21 protein-coding genes and 1 pseudogene are annotated in these 22,923 nt (G+C 62.2%); 21 read left to right on the forward strand and 1 reads right to left on the reverse strand.

Annotated features, from left to right (window positions below; translation table 11 throughout):
• From tcuB to ACIQ17_RS05800, 13 genes and pseudogenes are all read left to right on the forward strand, one after another.
• A pseudogene (gene tcuB / locus ACIQ17_RS05740) lies at nt 1-647 on the forward strand (tricarballylate utilization protein TcuB); the annotation flags it as partial.
• Between the two features lie 155 nt (nt 648-802).
• Complete coding sequence (locus ACIQ17_RS05745; protein ID WP_398466410.1) at nt 803-1,666, forward strand: LysR family transcriptional regulator; 864 nt, start codon at nt 803-805, stop codon at nt 1,664-1,666.
• Nucleotides 1,667-1,814: 148 nt separating this feature from the next.
• The gene (locus ACIQ17_RS05750; protein ID WP_398466326.1) at nt 1,815-3,071 is read left to right on the forward strand and encodes an amidase; all 1,257 of its coding nucleotides are present in this window, start codon (nt 1,815-1,817) and stop codon (nt 3,069-3,071) included.
• Nucleotides 3,068-4,261: a CaiB/BaiF CoA transferase family protein gene (locus tag ACIQ17_RS05755; RefSeq protein WP_398466328.1), complete on the forward strand. Its 1,194-nt coding sequence runs from the start codon at nt 3,068-3,070 to the stop codon at nt 4,259-4,261. Before ACIQ17_RS05750 ends, ACIQ17_RS05755 begins: the two co-directional genes overlap by 4 nt.
• A 30-nt stretch (nt 4,262-4,291) precedes the next feature.
• Nucleotides 4,292-5,146, forward strand: coding sequence for an ABC transporter permease (locus tag ACIQ17_RS05760; protein WP_398466330.1), 855 nt, complete (start codon nt 4,292-4,294; stop codon nt 5,144-5,146).
• 2 nt (nt 5,147-5,148) lie between these two features.
• Nucleotides 5,149-5,985 (forward strand): ABC transporter permease, encoded by an 837-nt coding sequence (locus ACIQ17_RS05765; protein WP_398466332.1) that lies wholly within the window; start codon nt 5,149-5,151, stop codon nt 5,983-5,985.
• A gap of 45 nt (nt 5,986-6,030) precedes the next feature.
• The gene (locus ACIQ17_RS05770) at nt 6,031-7,143 is read left to right on the forward strand and encodes a PotD/PotF family extracellular solute-binding protein (RefSeq protein ID WP_398466334.1); all 1,113 of its coding nucleotides are present in this window, start codon (nt 6,031-6,033) and stop codon (nt 7,141-7,143) included.
• Entirely contained in the window at nt 7,140-8,279 is a 1,140-nt protein-coding gene (locus ACIQ17_RS05775) for an ABC transporter ATP-binding protein (protein WP_398466336.1), read from the forward strand. Before ACIQ17_RS05770 ends, ACIQ17_RS05775 begins: the two co-directional genes overlap by 4 nt.
• Nucleotides 8,280-8,296: 17 nt before the next feature.
• Nucleotides 8,297-9,121 (forward strand): sugar phosphate isomerase/epimerase family protein, encoded by an 825-nt coding sequence (locus tag ACIQ17_RS05780; RefSeq protein WP_398466338.1) that lies wholly within the window; start codon nt 8,297-8,299, stop codon nt 9,119-9,121.
• An 8-nt stretch (nt 9,122-9,129) separates the two neighbouring features.
• Nucleotides 9,130-10,110 (forward strand): NAD-dependent epimerase/dehydratase family protein, encoded by a 981-nt coding sequence (locus ACIQ17_RS05785; RefSeq protein ID WP_398466340.1) that lies wholly within the window; start codon nt 9,130-9,132, stop codon nt 10,108-10,110.
• Between the two features lie 9 nt (nt 10,111-10,119).
• A complete protein-coding gene (locus ACIQ17_RS05790) occupies nt 10,120-10,896 on the forward strand; it encodes an SDR family NAD(P)-dependent oxidoreductase (protein WP_398466342.1) in 777 nt (258 codons plus the stop codon).
• A gap of 56 nt (nt 10,897-10,952) precedes the next feature.
• Nucleotides 10,953-11,837 (forward strand): alpha/beta fold hydrolase, encoded by an 885-nt coding sequence (locus ACIQ17_RS05795; protein ID WP_398466344.1) that lies wholly within the window; start codon nt 10,953-10,955, stop codon nt 11,835-11,837.
• Between the two features lie 37 nt (nt 11,838-11,874).
• Entirely contained in the window at nt 11,875-12,663 is a 789-nt protein-coding gene (locus ACIQ17_RS05800; RefSeq protein WP_398466346.1) for an enoyl-CoA hydratase/isomerase family protein, read from the forward strand.
• Nucleotides 12,664-12,921: 258 nt separating this feature from the next.
• Here the strand turns inward: ACIQ17_RS05800 and ACIQ17_RS05805 are convergent, their stop codons facing one another.
• On the reverse strand, nt 12,922-14,424 hold the full coding sequence (locus ACIQ17_RS05805) for a PLP-dependent aminotransferase family protein (protein ID WP_398466348.1): 1,503 nt from the start codon (nt 14,422-14,424) through the stop codon (nt 12,922-12,924).
• A gap of 179 nt (nt 14,425-14,603) precedes the next feature.
• On the opposite strand from ACIQ17_RS05805, the gene ACIQ17_RS05810 reads away from it, so the two are divergent.
• From ACIQ17_RS05810 to ACIQ17_RS05845, 8 genes are all read left to right on the forward strand, one after another.
• On the forward strand, nt 14,604-15,134 hold the full coding sequence (locus ACIQ17_RS05810; RefSeq protein WP_398466350.1) for a CinA family protein: 531 nt from the start codon (nt 14,604-14,606) through the stop codon (nt 15,132-15,134).
• Nucleotides 15,131-16,129, forward strand: coding sequence for a CobW family GTP-binding protein (locus ACIQ17_RS05815; RefSeq protein WP_398466353.1), 999 nt, complete (start codon nt 15,131-15,133; stop codon nt 16,127-16,129). Before ACIQ17_RS05810 ends, ACIQ17_RS05815 begins: the two co-directional genes overlap by 4 nt.
• Before the next feature lie 249 nt (nt 16,130-16,378).
• Nucleotides 16,379-17,110, forward strand: coding sequence for an orotidine 5'-phosphate decarboxylase / HUMPS family protein (locus tag ACIQ17_RS05820; protein WP_398466355.1), 732 nt, complete (start codon nt 16,379-16,381; stop codon nt 17,108-17,110).
• A 2-nt stretch (nt 17,111-17,112) separates the two neighbouring features.
• Complete coding sequence (locus ACIQ17_RS05825) at nt 17,113-18,570, forward strand: aldehyde dehydrogenase family protein (protein ID WP_398466357.1); 1,458 nt, start codon at nt 17,113-17,115, stop codon at nt 18,568-18,570.
• A 114-nt stretch (nt 18,571-18,684) separates the two neighbouring features.
• A complete protein-coding gene (locus ACIQ17_RS05830; protein ID WP_398466360.1) occupies nt 18,685-19,941 on the forward strand; it encodes an amidohydrolase family protein in 1,257 nt (418 codons plus the stop codon).
• Between the two features lie 30 nt (nt 19,942-19,971).
• Nucleotides 19,972-20,862 (forward strand): carboxylating nicotinate-nucleotide diphosphorylase, encoded by an 891-nt coding sequence (nadC, locus tag ACIQ17_RS05835; RefSeq protein WP_398466362.1) that lies wholly within the window; start codon nt 19,972-19,974, stop codon nt 20,860-20,862.
• Between the two features lie 46 nt (nt 20,863-20,908).
• Complete coding sequence (locus ACIQ17_RS05840) at nt 20,909-21,616, forward strand: pyrimidine 5'-nucleotidase (protein WP_398466364.1); 708 nt, start codon at nt 20,909-20,911, stop codon at nt 21,614-21,616.
• Nucleotides 21,617-21,783: 167 nt separating this feature from the next.
• Complete coding sequence (locus ACIQ17_RS05845) at nt 21,784-22,914, forward strand: ABC transporter substrate-binding protein (RefSeq protein ID WP_398466366.1); 1,131 nt, start codon at nt 21,784-21,786, stop codon at nt 22,912-22,914.
• The last annotated feature ends 9 nt before the right edge of the window (nt 22,915-22,923 follow it).

Raw genomic sequence — 22,923 nt, forward strand, 5'->3', positions numbered from 1 at the left:
AATTCTGGCGCGACGTGTCGCCCACGAAGGACGGTACGCCCGCCGACATCAAGGCTGCCGCGCAAGCGCGCGTGCCTGCGGTGGCCGAAGCCGTGCACGACGTCGCGCGGCTGAAATATCTCGGCGGGGGACATGGCGATGGCTGCAACGAGGGCGATGACGCCTTCACGCTGTGGCGCCGCCGCTTCCATCAGTTCACGCTGTATGGCTTCCTGCTGTGCTTCGCCTCCACCTGCGTGGCGACGCTGTATCACTATATCTGGAACCTGCAGGCGCCCTATGCGCTGACGAGCGCGCCCGTGATCCTCGGCACGCTCGGCGGCATCGGCCTGATCATCGGGCCGATCGGACTGCTGTGGCTGAACTTCAAGCGCGACGCGCTACGCGCCGACGTCAAGCAGAACGCCATGGGCCGCGGCTTCATCATGCTGCTGCTGCTGGTGAGCATCACCGGCCTGCTGCTCTTGGTGCTGCGCGACACCCGCTTCATGGCGCTGTGGCTGGCGATCCATCTCGGCACGGTCATGGCGCTGTTCGTCACGCTGCCCTATGGCAAATTCGCCCATGGCATCTTCCGGTCGGCGGCACTGCTCAAGTTCAATATCGAGAAGCGCATGCCGAACCGGCTGGGGCTGGGCGGGGAGTAATCGAATATACTGGGTGTGCGCTCTTGGCGCGAAGCAGACAGCAGAGAACGTCTTGGTGTACATGTCACCGGTGACCGGCTAGATCTGAACACCGAACACGTTGTGCAACACGAGACGTTGAGGATGGCTCGATCTACCGGAACGATTTCAGGACCCTGCAGCTTTTCACGGTCGCTTGCGAGCTTAACAGCATATCGCGTGCAGCCGATCGGCTGGGCATGGCGTCGTCGGCAGCAAGTCGCCGGATTCAACTGCTTGAGCATGATGCCGGTACGCCACTACTAGACCGCAAGCCGCATGGCGTTCAAGCTACTGCGGCGGGGCAGACGTTTCTCCGCTTTGCGCGCGATATCCTTCATCTGGTCGATCGCGCCGACCACCTAATGACGGAGCACGAATCTGGCGTCCGCGGCTATGTGCGCGTTGCGTCATCTAGTTCGGTGTTGTTGGCGCGGCTGGCCGCCGATCTGTCGCGTTTTGCCGAGCAGCATCCGGATATCGAGATCGATCTCGAAGAGCGCGGCACCGAAGGCACGCTGGAGATGGTGCGCAACAAGGAAGCGGATCTCGGGCTGGTTGTGAATGCCTTCGAGGCCCATTCGCTGGTCACCTTTCCGTTCGGTGGCGACAGGCTGGTTCTGGCAGTACCGCAGGTGCATCGATTGGCGGCCTATCAGCGGCTGAAGTTTGAGGCCTTCATCGACGAGGATTTCGTCACCATGGGCCACAACACGGCAGTCCGAAAGGTTCTGCTGGAGCAGGCGAGGCTGGTCGGACGGACGCCGCGCATCCGCGTTCAGGTCAACAGCTTTGAGGTGATGGCGCTGATGGCGAGTCGTGGTCTTGGCATCGGCGTCATGCCGGAAGCGGCTGCAACACCGCTGCTGGCCGCCTACGGGTTGAAAATGATCGAAATCGACGAACCCTGGGCGCGCCGAAATTTTTTGCTTTGCGTCCGATCGGTGCCTGAGCTTGAACCACCTACCCAGCGATTGATGAACTTTTTGCTGAAGCTGTAGCCATTTCGAAAAAGTCGAAGCCTGTCTTGCGGTAATTCGACTTTATCGATGTCTCGCGCAATGAGAGCGTTACCAGGACGCTTTCGGGGGAATTATTTTGCGCGATATGGCGACTGGCAGCTGGTTCGATCTCACGTCTAATGGACGAGTGGCCGAGTTTGCCCGCTGCCAGACCGCTGTTGCATCTGTCGGAACAGGCCTGAACGCCGTTGCTGCGCCGATGCAGGCGGCGTTCAACGCTCAGGGTCCGCTGCGCGGTTTGCCCTACGTCGCCAAGGACATCTTTGATCGCGTGACCCGGCGCGCCCAATGGGGCGGCGCCCGATCGCCAGGCGTTGCCTCCAGCGATGCATCAATCCTCAGTGTGTTCGATGCGGCTGGCGGATCGCAGGTTGCGGTCGCCGGCATGACGACGCTCGCTTACGAGCCGTCAGGTCACAACACCCAGCTCGGGCGCACCAGGAACCCCTGGCATCCCGAGGTGATCTCCGGCGGGTCTTCGAGCGGGTCTGCCGCGCTTGTTGCCGCGGGTTGCGCGCATCTGGGGATTGGATCCGACACCGGCGGATCGGTCCGCATTCCTGCGGCCTGTTGCGGCCTGGTCGGCCTGAAGCCCGGCTGGGGCGTGATCCCCACCAACGGGACGATGCCGCTGGCACCCTCGCTGGATTGCGTTGGCTTCATGGCGCGCCGTGCAGATGACCTGATCCACACATGGCCGGCCATCGCCCCCGCAGCAAAGGAAGCCCCGACCATCGGCAAGGTGATGGTGCTTGCTCCGTTGATTGCGCAAGCCGCGCCCGTCGTGCGCGACGCGATTGCGCAAGCGCTGCGTGTTCTCGCCGCCAGCGGTGTGGTGCAGCATCACCTGGACGAGACGGGCGTGATCGCCGAAGCGGATCGTGACGTCCTGACCATCATGCAGGCCGAAGCCGCGCGCCTGTATGGCGATCTCCCGCTCGCGGGTGATCCGGTGCTGGCGCAGCGGATCGGGAAGGGCACTGGCATTGGCGCAGACGAACTCGCCGCCGCATTGGCGCGCCGTGACGGATTGCTGGAGGCGTTCCTGGCGAGCTGGCGCGGCTGCGATGCGGCGGTGCTACCGGTGCTTCCGATGCCGGTGCCGCTGGCGACCGAGGTCGATCCGGACAGCTCCAGCTTCAGCGCCAGAACGCTTTACGCGCTGTCAGTGCATACGCGCTTCGTCAATGCGCTGGGTCTGCCCGCCATTGCGATTCCAGTGGGCTTTGACGCGCGCGGCGTGCCGCTGTCCATGCAGGTGATCGGGCGGCCCGGTGCGGAGCTGCCATTGCTGAAACTCGCGGACGACTATCAGCGCGCCACCGATTGGCTTGCACGCGTGCCGTCCATCGTCGAACGAGAAGATTCCGGAGCATCGGCTTGACCTCACCAACACCAGCCATGGCCCTGTCGCATCTGCGCGTGATCGATCTGACCCGCGTGCGCGCCGGCCCGACCTGCTGCCGCCTGTTTGCGGATTTCGGCGCGGATGTCATCCAGGTCGCGGCGACCGATGGCGCTGATCCGAATTCGAGCGTCACAGGCAACCGCCTCGGCAGCGACAGCCAGAACCTGCATCGCAACAAGCGATCGATCGCGCTCAATCTGAAGACGCCCGACGGCCTCAAGATTTTGATGGGGCTGGTGAAGACCGCCGATGTGGTGGTCGAGAATTTTCGCCCGGACGTCAAGGATCGGCTCGGTTTCTCGTATGAGCAACTGGCGGCCGTCAATCCGCGCATCATCCTCGCTTCGATCTCGGGCTTCGGCCAGACCGGGCCCTATGCGAAGCGCGCGGGCTTCGATCAGATCGCGCAGGGCATGGGCGGATTGATGAGCGTCACCGGCGAAGTCGGCGGCGGGCCTATGCGCGCCGGCATCGCGGTCGCCGATTCCTCCGCCGGCAACTATGCGGCGATCGGCATTCTGGTCGCGCTCGCCGAACGCGAGCGGAGCGGGAAGGGACAGTGGGTGCAGACATCGCTGCTGCAGGCGATGATCGCCATGACCGATTTCCAGGCCGCCAGCTACCTGGTCGAAGGCCGGGTGCCGCAAACCGCCGGCAATGATCATCCCGTCACCACGCCCATGGGCGTGCTGCCCACCGCGGACGGCCACATCAACATCGGCGTCGGCGGCGAAGGACAATGGGCCAGCTTCTGCAAGGCCATCGCACGGCCCGATCTGCAGGCCGATCCGCGTTATTGCGCGCAGGAACGGCGCTACCACAATCGCGCAGAGCTGATGGGCGAGCTTGCTACGATCTTTCGCACGCGCAACTCGGCGGAGTGGACCGAGGTGCTGACCGCAGCCAATGTCCCCGTCGGCCCGATCTATTCCATGGACCAGGTTTTTGGCGACGCTCAGGTCGAGCATGTCGGCATCGCAGCGCCGCTCAGCCACAGCGAGCTCGGTGACATTCATCTGGTGGGATCGCCGCTCACGCTGTCGCGGACACCGCCATCGGTGCGGACAGAGGCGCCGAGGCCGGGCGAGCACACCATGGCCATTCTGAAGGATCTCGGCATTGCCGATGGCGAGATTGAATCGATGCAGGCCGCTGGAGCGATCTGACGGCAACGGGCAGGGACGATCGGAGACGAGATGACGACCGCGCGAAGAGGCCTATTGCTGGTGATCCCGGCGACGACGTGGCTGCTGCTGTTTGCAGTCGCGCCGGTTGCCTTACTGATCGTGATGTCGTTCTGGACATCGAGCATCTTCGGCACCACGGCCGATTTCACGCTCGATAACTACCGGGTCATCCTCGACGACCCCATCTATTTCAAGGTCCTGCTGCAGACGCTGCGGATAGCCGTGACGGTGACGATCATCTCGCTGATCGTGTCCTACCCGATGGCCTATTTCATTGCGACGCGGCCGCCGACAACCAAGTCGATCTTCCTGGTGCTGCTGTTCCTGCCGTTCTGGTCGAGCTATGTCGTTCGCACGTTCGTATGGCTGCCGATGCTCGGCCGCAACGGCCTCATCAATTCGGTCCTGCTGAATCTCGGCCTGATCGACGCCCCGCTTGATTGGCTGCTCTACAATGAAGGCGCAACCCATGTGGCGCTGGTCTATGTCTACACGCTGTTCATGACATTGCCGATCTATCTGTCGCTCGACAAGCTCGATCCAAAACTGATCGAGGCTGCGGCGGATCTCGGTGCCAGTCCGTGGCGCACCTTCCGCCGGGTCATCCTGCCGCTGTCGATGCCCGGCGTGCTGTCCGGCTGCGTGATGGTGTTCCTGCTCGCCTGTGGCGCCTATGTCACGCCGCAACTGCTGGGCGGCACCACCGGCATCATGTTTGGTAACATCATTGCCCCGCAATACACCGTGACGAACAACTGGGCGCTCGGCTGCGCGCTGTCCGTGGTCCTGATCTTGGTGGTGCTGATCTGTCTTGCGGTATTCGGCCGGAAGGTCCGCCTCAGCAACGTGTTCTCGGGAGGCTGACCATGACCGACCTCACCATCGCCCCGGTTGCCGCCCCGACCCGCACCATCAATCTACGCCGCGCGGCTCTCATCCTGTATGCGGGCCTGTTCTACGCGTTCCTTTATGTGCCGATCCTGCTGCTGGTCGTACTGTCGTTCAACGACTCCCAGACCGTCGGGCTGCCGCTCAAGCAGTTCACGCTGCGCTGGTACGACGAGGTCTTTCAGTCCCGCGACATGCTGCTGGCGATCGGCAACAGCGTGATGCTCGGCATTGTCAGTGCGGTGGTCGCGACCGCGCTGGCGCTGATGATGGCGCTCGGCTTTCGGCACGACTTTCCTGGCAAGGGTCTGCTGATGAAAGTCATCCTGATGCCGATGCTGATCCCGGGCATTGTCGGCGGCGTGATCTATCTGATCTTTTTCGGATACGCCGAAATCCCGTTCGGTCTGTGGACCACGGCGTTGCCGGTTCACATCACATGGGTGTTGCCCTTTGCTTTCATGACGCTGTTTCCGCGCATGCACGGCCTCGATCGCAGCATCGAAGAAGCGGCAGCCGATCTCGGGGCGCGGCCGATGACGGTGTTCACGCGCATCGTGCTGCCGATCATCAAGCCGGGCGTGGTGGCCACCACAATGTTCGCTTTCACGTTGTCCTTCGACGAGTTCATCCGCACGCTGTTCTCGATCGGCAACCAGCGCACCATCCCGGTGCATCTCTGGTCGCTGCTGTCAGACCAGATGGCCCCGTTCTTGCCTGCAGTTGGCGTAATCATCATGCTCATCTCGATGATGGTCTCGCTGATCGGATTTGCCCTTTCATCCCGCAGCAACACATCGGCCAGTTCACACTGACGGCTCACATTTCGTTCGTTTGTTGATCATGCAATGGAGACAAAAATGACTGCCCTCAAGACGATGCACGGTCCTTTCATTCATCGCCGCTCGCTGCTGAAGGGCGGGGCCGCGCTCGCCGCGACCGCCGCGAAGGGCTTTCCGGCGCATGCGCAGGCGAATGAAGTCACCGCGCTGATGGTCAATGCGATGGTCAATCCGACGCTGAAGCCGATCGCTGAGGAAGAAGCGAAGGTCAAGATCGCCGAGGGAGCATTCATGTCCGGCACCGATACGGTGTCGCGCCTCACCGCGCCGGGCGGCGCCCGCTACGACTTGATGAACAGCTCGTTCGCGTTCTCGCAGCCGGTGGTGATGGGTGCCAAGGCCGGGCAGGAGCGTGTGCAGGCGATCGATCCGGCGTTGATCCCCAATCTGAAGCACATCAATGCGCCGTCCAAGGCCGGTATCGGCGAGCGCGATGGCAAGATCTACATGGTGCCGCATAGCTGGGGCTTCGACTCCATCCTCTACAATCGCAAGGTCGTGACGGATGAGAACGACGCCTATACCCAGTCCTGGTCGCTGTTGTTCGAAGACAAATATGCCGGTCGCATCGGCTGGTGGGATGTCGCGCATCAGATGCTGATGGCTGCCGGCCTCTATCTCGGCCATGCCAAGCCGGAGCAGATGGACCGCAATCAGCTCAATGAAGTCGCCAAATTCCTGATCGCCAAGAAGAAGAATGTGCGGACGTTCTACAGCACCTTCGCCCAGGGCTCCAACCTGCTCAGCAGCGGCGAGATCGACATCTGCTACGGCATCGCACCGATGCGCAACGAGTTGCAGAAGCGCGGTTTCGACATCACCGGTGCGTGGCCGAAGGAAGGCGTTCTGTCTCTGATCAGCACGTCCTATATCCCGAAGGATTGCAAGAATGTCGCCGGTGCGCATGCCGTCATCAACGCGATGTTGGGCGAGCGTTACACCAAGGCGCTGGCCGATGCCTGCGGTTATCTGCCAGCGGCGGATTTCGGTCTCAAGGATATCACGCCGGAGCAGCACAAGCGCTTTGGTTACGGTGTTCTCGACGGTTCGGTGAAGCACTATCCGCTCGCTTTCCCGACCAACATGAACATGTGGATCGAAACCTGGAGCAAGGTGAAGAGCTCCTCATGACATTCGCGGCGCGCATGACCATGTTTCAGCAGGAGGCCTCGCCTATGCCCGACGACACCCGCGAGACGGCCGTGTCGCTGTCGGGAATCGGCAAGACGTTCGGCGATACGACGGCGCTTGAGCCGGTGACGCTTGATATCAAGAAGGGGGAGTTTTTCTCCCTTCTGGGCCCGTCCGGTTGCGGCAAGACGACTTTGTTGCGGATCATCGGCGGCTTCGAGCATCCGACCTCGGGGGCGTTGCAGATCGGCGGACAGTCCGTGATCGGACGTCCGCCTTTCGAGCGGCGGACGAACATGGTGTTCCAGCATGGCGCGCTGTTCCCCCATCTGACCGTGGCGCAGAACATCGCCTTCGGTCTGGAGATGAAAAAGACGCCGCGCGACGTCATCACCAGGAAGGTCGGCGAGGCGCTCGAGCTGGTCCGGCTGCAGGACTTCGGGGATCGCAAGATCGACCAGCTCTCGGGCGGCCAGCGCCAGCGCATCGCGATGGCGCGTGCCCTGGTCAATGATCCTGAAGTTCTGCTGCTCGACGAGCCTTTGGGCGCGCTCGATCTGCGTCTGCGCCTGCAGATGCAGGACGAGCTGCGCCGGCTGCACAAGGAGATCGGCGGCACATTCATCTTCGTCACCCATGACCAGGGGGAGGCGATCTCGATGTCCGACCGTATTGCGGTGATGAGTCGTGGCCGGATCCAGCAGGTGGGCTCGCCGCGCGAGGTTTATGAACGTCCCGTCAACCGCTTCGTGGCGGAGTTCATGGGGCATTCGAATTTCTACGAGGGCACCGTCGAGACGAAGGCGGCCGACGGCCTCGGTGACGTCAATCTCCATGGCCGCATGTTTCCCTGCCGCATTCCGCCGGCTTTTGATGTCGGGTCCAAAGTATTTGTCGCGCTGCGCTACGAACGCGTCGAGGTGCAGCCGCTGGGCGACCTCTGCGCCGGTCTTGAAGGGACATTGATCGATGAGGCCTATCTCGGCCCCACGCTGCAGCGGACGGTCGATCTCGGGCCGCTCGGCAAGATCATCGCGGATTCCGCCAATAACGGACGCGAGGCGCCGCTCGGGATCGGCGCGCGTGTCTGCGTGCGATGGACGGTCGATAGTCCGACGGTTCTGTCAGCAATCTAGGAGCGTCAAGTCATCGCATGAACGGCCTGTCCATCAATCACTACATCACGCCTGCCGGCTATCCGCTCGAGCAGTTTCTGGATGACTGCGCGGGGGCGGGTGCCACCGGCGTTGGCCTCACCGAACGCGCGCTCGGCGAGGTTCCGCTGGCCCGCATCAAGGACATGCTGGCGGCCAGGAATCTGGCGGTAACGTCGGTCAACAGCGCCGGGTTCTTCCTGTGGGGGTCCGAGGCACGTGCGCAGGAACAGCGGAACATCAACGCGTTTCTGGTCGAGGCGTCGCAAGTGCTGGCAGCGTCGGCACTGACGACCATTGGCGGTGGTTATGTCGATGCCGGTGATGCACATCAAGCGAGCATCCAGGAGTTGCGCGGCCGCATTGACGATGCGTTGCCGCCGCTGATCGCGGCCGCCGAGGCGGCGGGCGTCAAGCTCGGTGTCGAGCCGATGCACCCCAGCCGGATAACCAACAAGTCGCTGCTCAATACATTGGCGCAGACAGCGCGACTGCTGGAGCGCTTTCCTGAACTCACGGTGATCATGGACGCATTCCACACCTGGTGGGAGCCTGATCTCGAAACCTTCATCGGCACCCATGCGTCGCGAATATCCTGCGTTCAGGTGTCCGGCGTGGTCCTGTCGAATGATCCGTTCATGGCGCCGTCGCGTTGCGGGATGCGGGACGGGGTGTTCGATCTCAAGCCGCTGATCCGCATGCTCGGCGATGCCGGCTATCGTGGCCCGTTCGAATTCGAGCTGTTTGCGCATGAGCTGCAGGGCCGCGCGGTGTCGGACGTGATCCGGCGGGCCGTCGACGATTTCAACCACCTCACAGGATAGCATCGTCCATGGCGACCGTGATCACCGGAGGCGCCGGCTTTGTCGGCATCAATATCGCAAGCGCCTTGTTGGCGCGGGGCGAGATCGTGGTTGTGTTCGATCGCTCACTGGTGCCGGCGGTGGCGCAGCGTCATCTCGAGTCGCTTCCCGGCAAGCTGATCAGCGTGATCGGCGATATCACCAACCGCGATCAACTGATGCGGGCGATCACCGACCACGGCGTCTCAAAAATGGTGCATGGCGCCGCGATCACGGCAGGGCTGGCGCGCGAGGCACGGGAGCCCGCGCTGATCGTGACGGTAAACACGATCGGCACCATCGAGGCGCTTGAAGCGGCGCTGGCCTGCAACCTGTCCCGCGTCGTTCAGCTCGGCACGGGGTCGGTGTATGGCCGATCGCCGCCGCGCAAAAGCGTGATCGACGAGGACGACGCACCGCACCCCGAGAGCCTGTACGGCATCAGCAAATATGCTGCCGAGTCCATTGCCCGGCGCTATCGCACCACGCGCGGGCTCGACATTGCGGTCGGCCGTCTCGGTGTGGTGTTCGGCCGCTGGGAATATGACACCGGCATGCGCGATACGCTCAGCATGCCGCTGCAACTGATGAAGGCCGCCGTCGCCGGCGAGAGTGTGCGCTTGCCCGCCGCGCTACCCGACGATTGGGTTTACGCAACCGACATCGCGTCTGCTGTGGTCGGGATGCTCGATGCCACCTGTCTTGATCAAGAGATTTACCAGTTGGCCACGGGGCATCGTTGGTCTGTGGCCGGCTGGTGCGATCGTCTGAAGACAGCGTATCCCGATTTTCAATATGAGCTGGTGGATGACATCACGCGCGCCACGCTCGGCTCCGCATCGCCAGCGCCGCGCGCGCCATTCTCGGTCGCCCGTTTGAAGGCCGCGACCGGTTTCACGGCGCGCTATGACGAAGCGACGGCCTTCGACGACTATCTCGCCTGGCACCGCGAACTTGCCACCGACACCTGAAGGTCTGATATGGAACAAGCTCTGCAAGAACGCTTCATGCTGAATGGTCGCGTCATGGTGATCACGGGCGCCGGCGGCGGCATATGCTCGGCGATCGCAAAGGCCTTTGCCGGCGCCGGCGGCCGGGTCGCCTGTCTGGACCGCAGCGCGCCGATCGACCTCGTCGCAGACATCAAGGCGGCCGACGGCGACGCGATCGGGATCGCCTGCGATGTGACGGATGATGCCGCGGTGAGCGCGGCGATTGCGGCGGTGGTGGCGGAGTGGGGCGGCATCTATGGCCTGGTCAATGGCGCGTCGAATGATGACCCGACCGGATCCGTGGTCGAGCTCGATTTTCAGGAGTGGCAGCGGACCTTTGCGGTGCATCTGAACGGGGCGTTTCTGGCCAGCAAGGCGGCGCTGCCGCATATGCAGCGCGCCGGCGCGGGCAGCATCGTTCACATCGCATCGCAGATGGGGCATGTGGGCGCCAAGGGGCGTCCCAGCTATTGCGCAGCCAAGGGCGCGCTGATTCAGCTCGCCAAAGCGATGGCGCTGGATCACGCGCAACAGGGCATTCGCGTCAACACGCTGTCGCCGGGCGCGATCGAGACGCGACGCCTGCTTCTCCGTGATCACGCCGATATGGACGATGCCATTGCGGCTAGCGCAGCTAAGCATGCTTTGGCCCGCGTCGGGCAACCCATCGAGATTGCCACCGCTGCGCTGTTTCTGATGAGCGATGCGTCCAGTTTCATGACCGGCACCGACCTTCTGGTCGATGGCGGCTATGCCGCGATGTGATTTCCGAAAGCGCGCCTATGGACGTCGCGCGACAACCGAGAAGACAGGAGTAGATCATGCCCTTCGCAACCGCCGACGATGGCGTCAAGCTGCACTATGAAGAAACCGGCAGCGGGACACCGATCATCTTCGTGCATGAATATGCAGGCGATCATCGCAGCTGGGAGCCGCAGATGCGCTTCTTCGGGCGACGGTACCGGGCCATTACCTACGCCGCGCGCGGCTTTCCACCGTCCGATGTGCCGGAGGATGTCGCGTCCTATTCGCAGGCGCGCGCCGCCGATGACATTCTCGCCGTGCTCGATCATCTGAAGATCGACACCGCCCATATCGTCGGCCTGTCGATGGGCGGCTTTGCCACGCTGCATTTCGGCTTCCGCCATGCGGCGCGCGCACGCTCGCTGTGCATCGCTGGCTGCGGTTATGGCGCCGAACCGGACAAGCAGGTGCAGTTCAAGGGGGAGGCGGACGCCGTGGCTGCGGCCATCAAGGCGGAGGGCATGAAGAGCTTCTCCCAGAAATACGCCTATGGCCCGACGCGGGTTCAGTACGAAAACAAGGATCCGCGTGGCTTCGCCGAATTCAAGCAGCAACTGTCCGAGCATAGCGACACCGGATCGGCCAATACCCAACTTGGCGTGCAACGTGAGCGTCCGTCGCTGTTCTCACTGGTGGATCAGATGAAGACGCTTCGTGTGCCGTCACTGATCGTCACCGGTGACGAGGACTGGCCTTGCCTGCTGCCCGGCGTGCTGATGAAGCAGAACATCCCAACGGCGGCTCTGGCGGTGGTGCCGAATTCAGGCCACACGCTGAATATCGAAGAGCCCGACGAGTTCAACCGCGTCCTGATGAACTTCCTGACCCATGTCGAAAGCGGCCGTTGGCCGACGCGCGATCCGCGCGCCGAAAGCAAGTCGATTACCGGCATCAAGGGCTGAGGCCGTTCGGCCGCTGACGGAAAACATGGAAAAAGAGATGTCCGCCGATACCCCATATGTCTCCAGCGAAGTCCGTGACGGCATCGCCGTCGTCACGCTCTGCAGGCCCGAAAAGCGCAACGCCATCAGTCTGGCAATGTGGCGCAAGCTTGCAGTTACGTTCAGGGAACTGGACGCACGGAGTGATGTGCGCGTCGTGATCCTTACCGGTTCAGGCGGACATTTCTGCGCCGGCGCTGATATTTCCGAGTTCGACGAGGTCCGCGCCGATGCCGGATCGGCGCAGCGCTATGATGCCATCGCTGAACAGGCCACCATGACCATCAAGCAATGGCGCGGGCCAACCATCGCGGCCATTTCCGGCTTTGCCGTCGGAGGTGGTTGCGGTCTCGCTTTGGCTTGCGACTTCCGTTTGGCCGACCATACGGCCAAAATCGGGATCACCGCCGCCCGGTTGGGCATCGTCTACAGCCTGCTGGATACCGGGCTACTCTATCGCCAGGTTGGACTCGCGGCCGCAAAGCGGATTCTGTTCGGCGGCGAGCATCTGCCTGTCGATGAAGCCGTTCGCATCGGCCTGGTCGATTTTCCAGTGGCCGACGACGTCCAGGCCGCAGGAATGCAGTTCGCCGCCAAGCTGGTGTCTAATGCTCCGCTAACGAGTGCAGGCAGCAAGCAGATTTTGGACGCCCTCGCCGAGGGTTCAAGCGAGGAAAAACGCGCCGAAATCGATCAACTGATCGCCGATGCCTACCAGAGCGCGGACTACAAGGAAGGCCGTGCTGCTTTTGCTCAGAAGCGACGCGCCCAATTTCGTGGTATCTAAAGAGATCATCGGTACTCGTATTCTCGTCCGCCGGCCGGGAACAGCATCGCCACGGATCTATTCTCTGCATAAGTAGGTTGCGTTCGTCGTTGAAGCAGGCATGTCGGTAATCCCGCTGCTATCTACGCCATGCCCGCCCCGCTGAAGCGGGCGGCGAGCGCATGAAATAGCTCCAAGGTTTGCTCCTGGCGCAAAGCGGACGTGATCCGCTTCGACTGCTCGTGAGCGATGTTTGTTGGTCGCTATTGAGGGGCGGATCTAAGCAGGCGCAATCGGTGCTCGCTGCTTGAACTCGTGCAACGACGGATCGCGAGATGCGAGTAGTTCGGCAAGGCGATCAATGCCAGCCCGGATCTGTTCTTCCGTCAGAGAAGCATAGCCGAGTAATAGCCAGTTTGTCTCGAAGGTATCGCCATCATATTCATGGCCACCGCCGGATTGCACGGTGTAAATGCCGATATTGCGCGTTCGTGCGATCGCCTTGATGTTATGCGACGGCGCTAATTGGTCTGGTAGTCGCCACGCGATATGCGTGCCAGCATCGGTGCCCATGAGTATGACGTTGCCGAAGCGTTCGCGCAAGCGGGTAACGAGCGCATTGCGCCGAGAGTAGTAGTGCTGCTGGCTGCGCCGCAGGTGGCGCAAGAAGCCGCCGCCTTGCATGAAACGCGCGAGCGCGGCCTGTTCCAGCCAGACCTGCCCGTTGTCGAGCAGCCCCTTTGCAGTGGCGGCGGCATCGACCAGATGTTCGGGGAAGATCGCGTAGCCGGTTCGCAGTCCGGCACCGAGCGACTTCGAGAACGTGCCGAGATAGATGACATGATCCGGCGCCAAGGCCTTCATCGCAGCCAGCGGCGAACCATCATAGCGAAACTCGTTATCGTAGTCGTCTTCTATGACATGGGCACCGGTTTGCTGTGCCCAGCGCAGGATGGTGCGCCGTCGCTGCAGAGACAGTGTGGCACCCATCGGAAACTGGTGTGATGGCGTGAGATAAGCGAGGCGCGCATGCGATCGCGCAACGGCCGCCGCGTCGATACCGTCCCGGTCTACCGGGATCGGCAGCAGCTGCATACGATGGCTTTCGAACAGATAGGCTGCGCCCTGGTTGCACGGATTTTCCACCGCGATCTCGTCGCCGGGAGAGGCCAGCAGGCGCAAGACCAGATTGAGGGCGAGCTGCGCGCCGGCGACCACTACCACCTGCTCTGGGCGGACCCGGATGCCGCGGGTCGCGCCGACATGGTCGGCGATCTCGATACGAAGCGCCATGAGGCCGCATGGATCGCCATATTCGGTGAGGTTGTGACCCGCCGATGCCAGCGACTGCATGACAAGCCGCCGCCATGTCTTGAGCGGGAAGGCGCGCGGGTCGGTGCGCTGGGTCCAGAAGTCGATCGGGATGTTCGAATTGTTGAGGATTGCGTGCGGGCGGCCGTTAAAAACTGGTGCGGTACGCGCCTCCTGACTGTCAGCGGCGAATTCGTCGGGGGCGTCGTCGGTCAACACCGTGCGATCCGGCAGGACGTCGGCGACGAACGTACCGACCATCGGTCTGGCGACGAGATAGCCCTCGTTGATCAATCTCTCGTAGCCGAAGATCACCGAGTTACGCGAAACCTTGAGCTGCGCCGCGAGCAGGCGGGACGATGGCACCGCGGCACCGGCACGCAGCGTTCCCGTCACGATCTGCTCGCGAATGCGTTCGTAGATCTGTTCCTGCAGACTCCCCACACCGTCGCGGTCGAGCGTGATCAGCACCTTATGCCTCATCCGGTTCGCTCATCGCAGCAAAGACCATATTTGTCATCGCAGCAAGTCTTCGCGATGTCGCGCAGGTCCAGATCGTGACGATGTTCTGGAACCACCGCACTACAGTCGTTGACTTCAACGCATGCCGACATTCATCCTGAGAAAAACCGCCCACAAGCGAGCTTGCGATGCCAACGAACCATCCGTTTCTGACTGAAGGCCAGACGATCTTTCCTGCTGCGCTGCTCGATGCGGCAACTGCGGCGCTTGATGCCGCGAAGCGCAAGGGGGTGCGTCTTGCTGCAGCCGAGACAGTGACTGCGGGCCTTGTCAGCTCGTGCCTGACTTCGGTATCCGGCGCATCGCAGATATTCGATCGCGGTTATGTGCTGTATCATGAAAGCGCTAAGGCCACAGGCCTCGGCGTTGACGAGGAGGTCTCGGCCAAGCATGGCGCGGTGAGCGCCGAAGTCACGCAGGGGCTCGCCGAAGGCCTCCTGTCGCATTCGGGCGCGGCGGTGACGGTCGCGATTACCGGCTATGCCGGACCCGGCGGGGGAAGCGCCAAGAATCCGGTCGGGACCATCTTCATCGCCGCAGCCCGCAAAGACGTGCCGCTGCTTTCCGAGCGTCATGTCTTCTCCGGCAGCCGCGACAATGTCCGGCTCGAGGCTGTAGCTGCCGCCATTCGGTTGCTGCATCGGCAGATCGACGTATGAGCCGCGTCCCGCTTGTCCTGCTGACGGGCTTTCTCGGCTCCGGCAAGACGACCTTGCTCAACGCGTTGCTGTCGCGCGAAGAGTTTCGCGATACGGCGGTGGTCATCAACGAGGCGGGGGATGTCGGTCTCGATCATCTGCTGGTCGAGCAGGGCGCCGACACAGTGATGCTTCTCGAAGGTGGCTGCCTTTGCTGCCGTGCCAAGGGAAGCCTCGCACCGGTCTTGGAAGGCCTGCTGCGACGCAGCCGCGACGGAAGTCTGCCGCCGATCCGGCGTCTCGTCGTAGAGACCAGCGGTTTGTCCGATCCTGCTGCGCTGCTGGAAGGTCTGATCTCGGACGCCTTCTTCAACCATCGTATTGCACTGGCGGGCGTCGTCACCGTGATCGATGCGCGCGCATTTCGGCAAATCGTGGACATTCATTCGGAAGCACGCATGCAGGTGGCGCTCGCAGATCGCCTGCTGATCTCAAAATCAGATGTGACGGACAATGGAGAACTGGCCGCCGTTCAGCAGAGGCTGCGCGAGATCAATCCGCATGCAGAGCAGACCGTGATCCATCCGCGGGCAGTGGCGATGGAGACGTTCTGGCCGCAGTCGCTCGACCTGCCGCGAGCGTTGATCGCGCCGCGCGGCATGATATGTGCGCCGGAGCCGGTGCCGATTGCGACCGCGTCGGCGGCTTTCGACGGTGCGATCGCGCCCGATATTCTAGAGGAATGGCTCGACCACACCATGAGCCTGCTCGGCCCGATGCTGCTGCGGATGAAGGCGATGCTAGACATCGCGGGGGCGTCCGGACCGACAGTGTTGCATGCAGTGCAGGGGCTGCTCCATCAGCCGGTGGACATGAAGGACTGGCCGGTGGTCGAGCGGCGCAACCGCATCGTGCTGATCGGTCGCGACGTCGAGGCGCAGATTCTCGACGACGCGCTTGACCGTCTCACGGTCGCGGTCAGGCGAACAACGACGAGACAGACCGTTCTTCTCTGATCCAGGCCGGGTTAAATGGATCACAGATATTCGCGACCAATGGGCAATTGCCATGGCAGGCGAGAACAATCATGGGCGTTCAATCTCCGAATTTTCGCTAATGCAGATGTCTGTTCTCTTTCACCGCAACGCAGTGGCTCTTTTTAATGGAGGCATCACGACTGGTACCAATAACGCGTCAGGCGGCGGACCTTGGGCAATGGGCGTGGTCCACCTAGCGTCGCTGCACATATCAGCGACGAGGATTTCATGGCAAAGCCGCTCAAGGGCGATATGGGCATCGTGCCCGCGCTCGATATCGATTCCCACGATCATCTCGAACGGGTGGTGCGCGAGACCTCGAAGCGCGAAGGTGTCGCCGGGTACAAGTTGGGCTTGACGTCAGTCATGCAATTCGGCCTGAAGGAATCCGTGCGGCGCCTGCGCGATCTCACCGATCTGCCGATCCTTTACGATCACCAGAAGGCCGGCCCCGACATGCCCGACATGGCGGTGAAATATACTGCGATGTGCAAGGACGCGGATGTCGATGGTCTGATCCTGTTCCCGGTCGCCGGCCCGACGGCCGTGGACGGTTTCGTCGGCGAGGCGGTGCGCGCGGGCATCATCCCGGTGGTCGGCGGCGAGATCCCGGTGCCGGACTATGGCGTCTCCGGCGGCGGATACATGCTGGACGATGCGCTCGATCGCATCCTCGTCCGCGCCGTCGACAACAAGGCCGATCATTTCGTGCTGCCGGCCCATGACAGGGTGAAAATCGAGCGCTGGTCCAGATGGATCGCTGCGAATGTGACGTCGCCGCTGGTACTCATCACCGGCTTTGGTGCACTGGGCGGCACCATAGAGACGGCGTTCACATCGGCCGCGGCCTGCAAGCGCCGTTTTGCCATTGTCGGGCGCCTGATCACGGGCGCGAAATCGCCTGGTGATGCCGCGGCGAAGCTTTATGAAGACATGCAGGCGGTGAAGGCATCGGCCTGACCATGGCTTCGATCCCGGCAGTCCGCACGACCCCCTTTATCGACGGTGGCTTTACGGCTGCAGGCGACGGGAGTGAGACGATCCGCGATCCTGCGACCGGCGACATCATCGCGCATGTCGCCTCGGCGGGGGGCGGGCAGGTCGCTGAGGCCATCGCAGCAGCGCGCCGCGCTTTCGACCACGGTGACTGGCCGCGAATGCCGGTGTTCGAGCGAGGTCAGATCCTGCGCGCTATCGCGGATGGTATTCTGGCCCGTGCGGAGGAGTTTGCGCTGCTTGAGGCCGTCAATGGCGGCAAGCCGATAACGGGCGCACGGCGCGAAGTCGCAGGTGCAGCGCGTGTATTCAGTTATTACGCCGGCGCCATGGACAAGTTTTTTGGCGACACGATTCCGGTATCCGACACCCTCCTGAATTTCACGCTGCGCGAGCCACTCGGCGTGGTGGCGCAGATTACACCCTGGAACTTCCCGCTACTCGCGGCAGCCTGGAAACTGGCGCCTGCGATGGCGGCGGGTTGCACATGTCTCTTGAAGCCGTCGCCCCTGACGCCGCTCTCCACTTTGATGCTCGCCGAAGTCATCGTCGGCTGCGGCGTGCCACGCGGCGTTGTGAACATCGTGCCGGGCGGCGCCGGGATCGGGCAATTGCTCGCCGAAGATCCGGCCATCGACGGCATTTCCTTCACCGGCTCGACCGCAGTCGGCATCGCGGTCATGCGGGCGGCAGCCGGCAGCGTGAAGAGCGTAGCACTTGAGCTTGGCGGCAAGAATGCCTGCATCGTTTTTGCCGATGCCGATATCGAAAAAGCGGCAAAGAGCGCGGTCGGCGCCGCATTCGGCAATGCCGGGCAGTCCTGTTCGGCGCGGTCGCGCCTGCTGGTGCAGCGATCGGTCGTGCCGGCCTTTACGGAGGCGCTGGTTGCCGAACTCCACAAACTGAAACTTGGCGCGCCGCTTGATGCGGCGACCACACTCGGGCCGTTGATTTCGGCAGACCATTGGAGCCGCGTGGACCAGCATGTGCGCACAGCCCAACAAGGCGGCGCCCGGCTCGTCACTGGCGGCCGCCGTCCGGAAGATCTGTCGCAAGGCAATTTCTTCCTTCCCACGGTGTTCGCCGATGTGACGTCGGACCTGCCGATCTATCGCGATGAAATCTTCGGTCCTGTGTGCAGCATTACGGCCTTCGATAGAGAGTGCGACGCAATTGGCATGGCAAATGCCTCTGACTACGGGCTCAACGGCTCGGTGTGGTCTCGCGACATCGGGCAGGCGTTGCGTGTCGCCAAGGAAGTTAGAACCGGAATGATCGCCGTCAACGGATTACCGAGCGCCAGTTCGACCAGCGTATTTGCGCCGTTCGGCGGCTACAGGCGCTCCGGCCTCGGCCGTGAACTCGGGATGAACGCGCTGTCGTTCTACACCGAAACGAAGACGGTCACGGTGGATCTGTCATGAGGGACGCACCGTCGCAGGGCGTTTGCCCGGTGGACCCATGCATTGATCGTCGCTTGGCACTTCGCCCCCGAACTGGCCCTGTTAGCTTTTGAATCGCATATGAGGACCTGCTGAATGTTGACTGCGATTGTCGGTGGTACCCTGATCGACGGGCTCGGAGGCGATCCGATCAAGTCCGGCGTCGTCGTCATCGAGAACGGGAGAATAATCGCTGCGGGCGCCGAAGCGAATGTAGCAATTCCTTCCGGCGCGACCCGGTACGACGCGTCGGGACGTACTATTCTTCCAGGCTTCATCGACTGCCATGTCCACGGCACCTATCGTGCGCGCGACATGCGTCAGCATCTGCTCAATACGCCAACCTACAATGTTCTGCGATCGATCGACATCTTCCGTCAAACGCTCGCTTGCGGCATCACAACTGCGCGCGACATGGGCGGTGCCGATGCCGGTTTCCGGACCGCGATCGAGGAGGGCCTGATCGACGGTCCGCGGCTGCTGATCTCGCTCGGCATGATTTCGCAAACCGGAGGTCACGGTGATTACTGGGTCCCCGCCGACATGCGGATCAAGAAGCGCGCCTGGCTTCCCGATACGGTGGCTGACGGCGTGGAGGACATTCGCCGACTGGTGCGCGAATTGCTGATGCGCGGCGCCGATTTCATCAAGATCTGCGCGACCGGTGGCATCACCTCGGTCACCGACAGCTGGGACGAGCCGCAATTCACCATCGAGGAAATCCGCACCGCCGTCGAGGAAGCCGCAGCCAAGCGCCGCCGCGTCGCGGTGCATGCTGAAGGCATCGATGGCATCCGCAATGCGGTGAAGGCCGGCATCCATACGCTGGAGCATGGCTGGTTCCTCGATGAGGAATCCGCCGACATCATGATCAAGTCGAACACCTGGTGGGTGCCGACCCTCGCGCTCGTGCCACTGTCCGTGGAGAAGCGCAAGGAAGACAAGTCCTGGGCCGCGCATCAGATGGGCCAGGAAGACGTCAAGGACAAGCAGATCTACAATCTGATGCAGGACCAGATCCCGATCTGGAAGGACGCCGTGCGGCGCGGCGTCAAGGTGGCGATGGGGACCGACCAGTCGCACCGCCTTCTGGTCGGCGAGAACATGGTCGAACTGAAGTTCATGGTGGACTGGCTCGGGATGTCGCCGATGGAGGTGATCGTCGCCTCCACCAGTAAGGCGGCCGAATGCATCGAGCGCCCCGATCTCGGAGCGCTCGTGCCGGGCAGGGCCGCGGATGTGCTGGTCGTCGGCGGCGATCCGCTCGCCGACATCACAGTGATGGAAGACCGCAGCCGCCTGCATCTCGTCATGAAGGCCGGCAAGGCCTTCACCAACACGCTTTCGTCCTAGTTCGCGCTTTGCAATCGAGGGATTGATTCGATGAGACTGAACCGCTTCATGATCCGGCCGCTGGTCGAGCAGGCGCTGCGCGAGGAGCTCGGGCCGGGCGACACGACGGGAGGTTTCCTGGTCGGCGAGGATCCGGTGCAGACCGCACAGATCTATGCCAAGGGACATGGCATCGTCTGCGGCCTGTTGCTGGCTGACGAAACCATCAAGGCGATCGAGCCCGAAGCGCAGGTCGAGCATGTCGTGCAGGACGGCGACGTCGTGGCGCCCGGCACGGTGCTTCTGCGCGTCAGGGCGAAGGCCTCGACCTTCTTCATCATCGAGCGCAACACGCTCGACTGGCTGCAGCAGATGTCCGGCATCGCCACCAAGACGCGACGCTATGTCGATCTGGTCAAGCACACCAGTGTCCGCCTGACCGATACGCGGAAGGGCTGGCCGGGTCTGCGCATGATCATGAAATATGCGGTTCGCGTCGGCGGTGCGCACAACCATATCTTCAGCCTCGCCAACTGCATCCTGGTCAAGGACAACCACATCAAGATCGCCGGCTCGATCACCAATGCGATCGCGACCCTGCGCGCCACCGCGCAGCACACGTTCAAGATCGAGGTCGAGTGCGAGACGCTCGAAATGGTGGAGGAGGCGCTGTCCTGCGGCGTCGAGATCATCATGTTCGACAACATGGATATCGACGAGATGCGCGCAGGATTGAAACTGGTCAATGGCCGCGCCATGACCGAGGCTTCGGGCGGCATCAACGAGCAGACCATCGTGCCGATCGCTGAAACGGGCGTCGATATCATCTCGGTCGGCGATCTCACCCATTCGATCCGTGCGCTCGATATCAGCCTCGATGTCCAGGACATCAAGCCGAGCGCCCACCGCACCATCAAGCGTCTGAAGGAAGCGGCCATCTGAAACGAGCGCGAAACACGCGCCCGGCATTCGATCATCGAAAGGCGTCATGACCGTATCGGCGAACGAAATGATCCAGGGTAACATGCGTGAGGCTTTCGCGCATGTCGATCACTGGGTTTTTGATCTCGACGACACGCTTTATCCCCGGTCTGTCGGTGTGCATGAACTGCTGCGCCGCCGCGTGGTCGCATTCATTGCGGACCACATGAAGATCGATCCGGCCGCAGCCGAAGCCATTCATCTCGATTACTATGAGCGTTTTGGTTCGACCTTGCAGGGCATGGTCGAGCTGCATGATGCGACGCCGGCGGCATTCCTCGATTACGTGCACGATATCGACCTGTCGATGCTGGTGCCGAACCACGCATTGATTGACGTCTTGAAGGCGTTGCCGGGCAAGCGCATCGTTTTCACCAATGCGTCGCGCGGGCACGCGGCTGCTGCGCTTGCCGCGATGGGTATGACGGATCTGTTCGACGTCATCGCCAGCATCGAGGACAGCGGATTCGTCGGTAAGCCGCATCTCAGTGCCTTCGAGATCTTCTTGGCTAAACACGGTGTCGCGCCCGAACGCGCGGCAATGTTCGAAGACCGGCCGGGAAATCTGCGTGTGCCGCACCGGCTGGGCATGAAGACGGTGCTCGTGGTGGATCCGCTTCTCGCCGATGCGGCAGGCGCTCGCGTTTCGAGGTCGGGTCACGTCGATGTCGTCGTGACGAATCTGACCGCTTTCATCGGTGAACTAACAATCTAGGCGGGCGCACATGATGAAGACCTCGTGTCATGCGCGATCGTTGGAAGATCAGTTCAATAAGTGAGCAAAGATTGTCTGATCTTTCCTCTCGCCGTCCTACAAAAACTATGTAGCTTTCTATCAAAGCCGTTTTCGCCGAAAGGCAACATTGAAAAGGGGACGTGTCGATGAAGACTTCGATGGTTGCTGTGTTGCTTTCTCTCTCCGGCGCGATCGTGGTGCCGGCGGCTTTCGCGCAGACGCCCGTCAAACTCGGCATCGTGCAGGCGACGTCGGGTGGATCGGCGGCGCTGTACGGAACGATGCAGAAGAACGGCGCCGAGCTTGCGATCGAGGAAGTCAATGGCTCCGGTCAGTTGCCGGGTTACAAGCTGGTCGGTCTGCATCAGGATGATGGCGGCGATCGCGGCCAGTCGGTGAACATCTTCCAGCGTCTGATCAATCAGGAGAAGGTTGCGGTCATTCTGGGGCCGACGCTGGCGACGTCGGCCTTCGCCGCGGATCCGCTGGCGCAGAAAGCCGGTGTGCCCGTGATCGCGAGCTCCAACACCGCACCGGGTATCACAGACATGGGCGACTATATCTTTCGCACCAGCCCGCCCGAAGGCCAGGTGTTTCCGGGCGTGCTTGCTTATGTGAAGAAGAAGTCGGCGCCGAAGACCGCGGCGCAGATCTACGGCATCGACGACACGCTGATGAAGTCGGCTTATGCGGTACACAAGAAGGCGCTGGAATCCGAAGGCATCAAGATCATCGCGACGGAGACCTTCCAGAAGGGCGATGTCGACTATTCGGCGCAGCTTACCAAGATCAAGGCGGCCAATCCCGATCTGATCGTGATCGGCGGTCTGGCCGAGGAGACGGCGAATATCGTGCGTCAGGCCCGGCAGCTCGGCATTCCGGCATCGACGCAGATTCTCGGCGCCAATGCGGCGATCTCCACCAAGCTCGCCGAACTCGCTGGCGCTGCGGCGGAAGGCTTCACCGTCGGGTCGGGCTGGTTCATCCAGTATGACAGCCCCAAGAACAAAGCGTTCGTCGAGGCCTATCGCAAGAAGTACAATTCCGATCCGGACAATTTCGCGGCCCAAGCCTACACGTCGGTTTATATCGTGGCCGATGCGGTGAAGCGCGCGGGGGGCGTCTCCGATCTGAAGAAGCTGCGCGATGCGATCGCTGCGACCAAGGATCTCGAGGCCAATAACGGCAGCTTCGCCTTTGATGCCAATCGCGAGCCGGCGGTGGCACCGAAGGTGCTGGTCATGAAGGGTGGCAAGTTCACCCTTGCGGCCGACTGATCCGGGCCG

This window comes from Tardiphaga sp. (assembly GCF_044340795.1).
Lineage (GTDB): Bacteria > Pseudomonadota > Alphaproteobacteria > Rhizobiales > Xanthobacteraceae > Tardiphaga.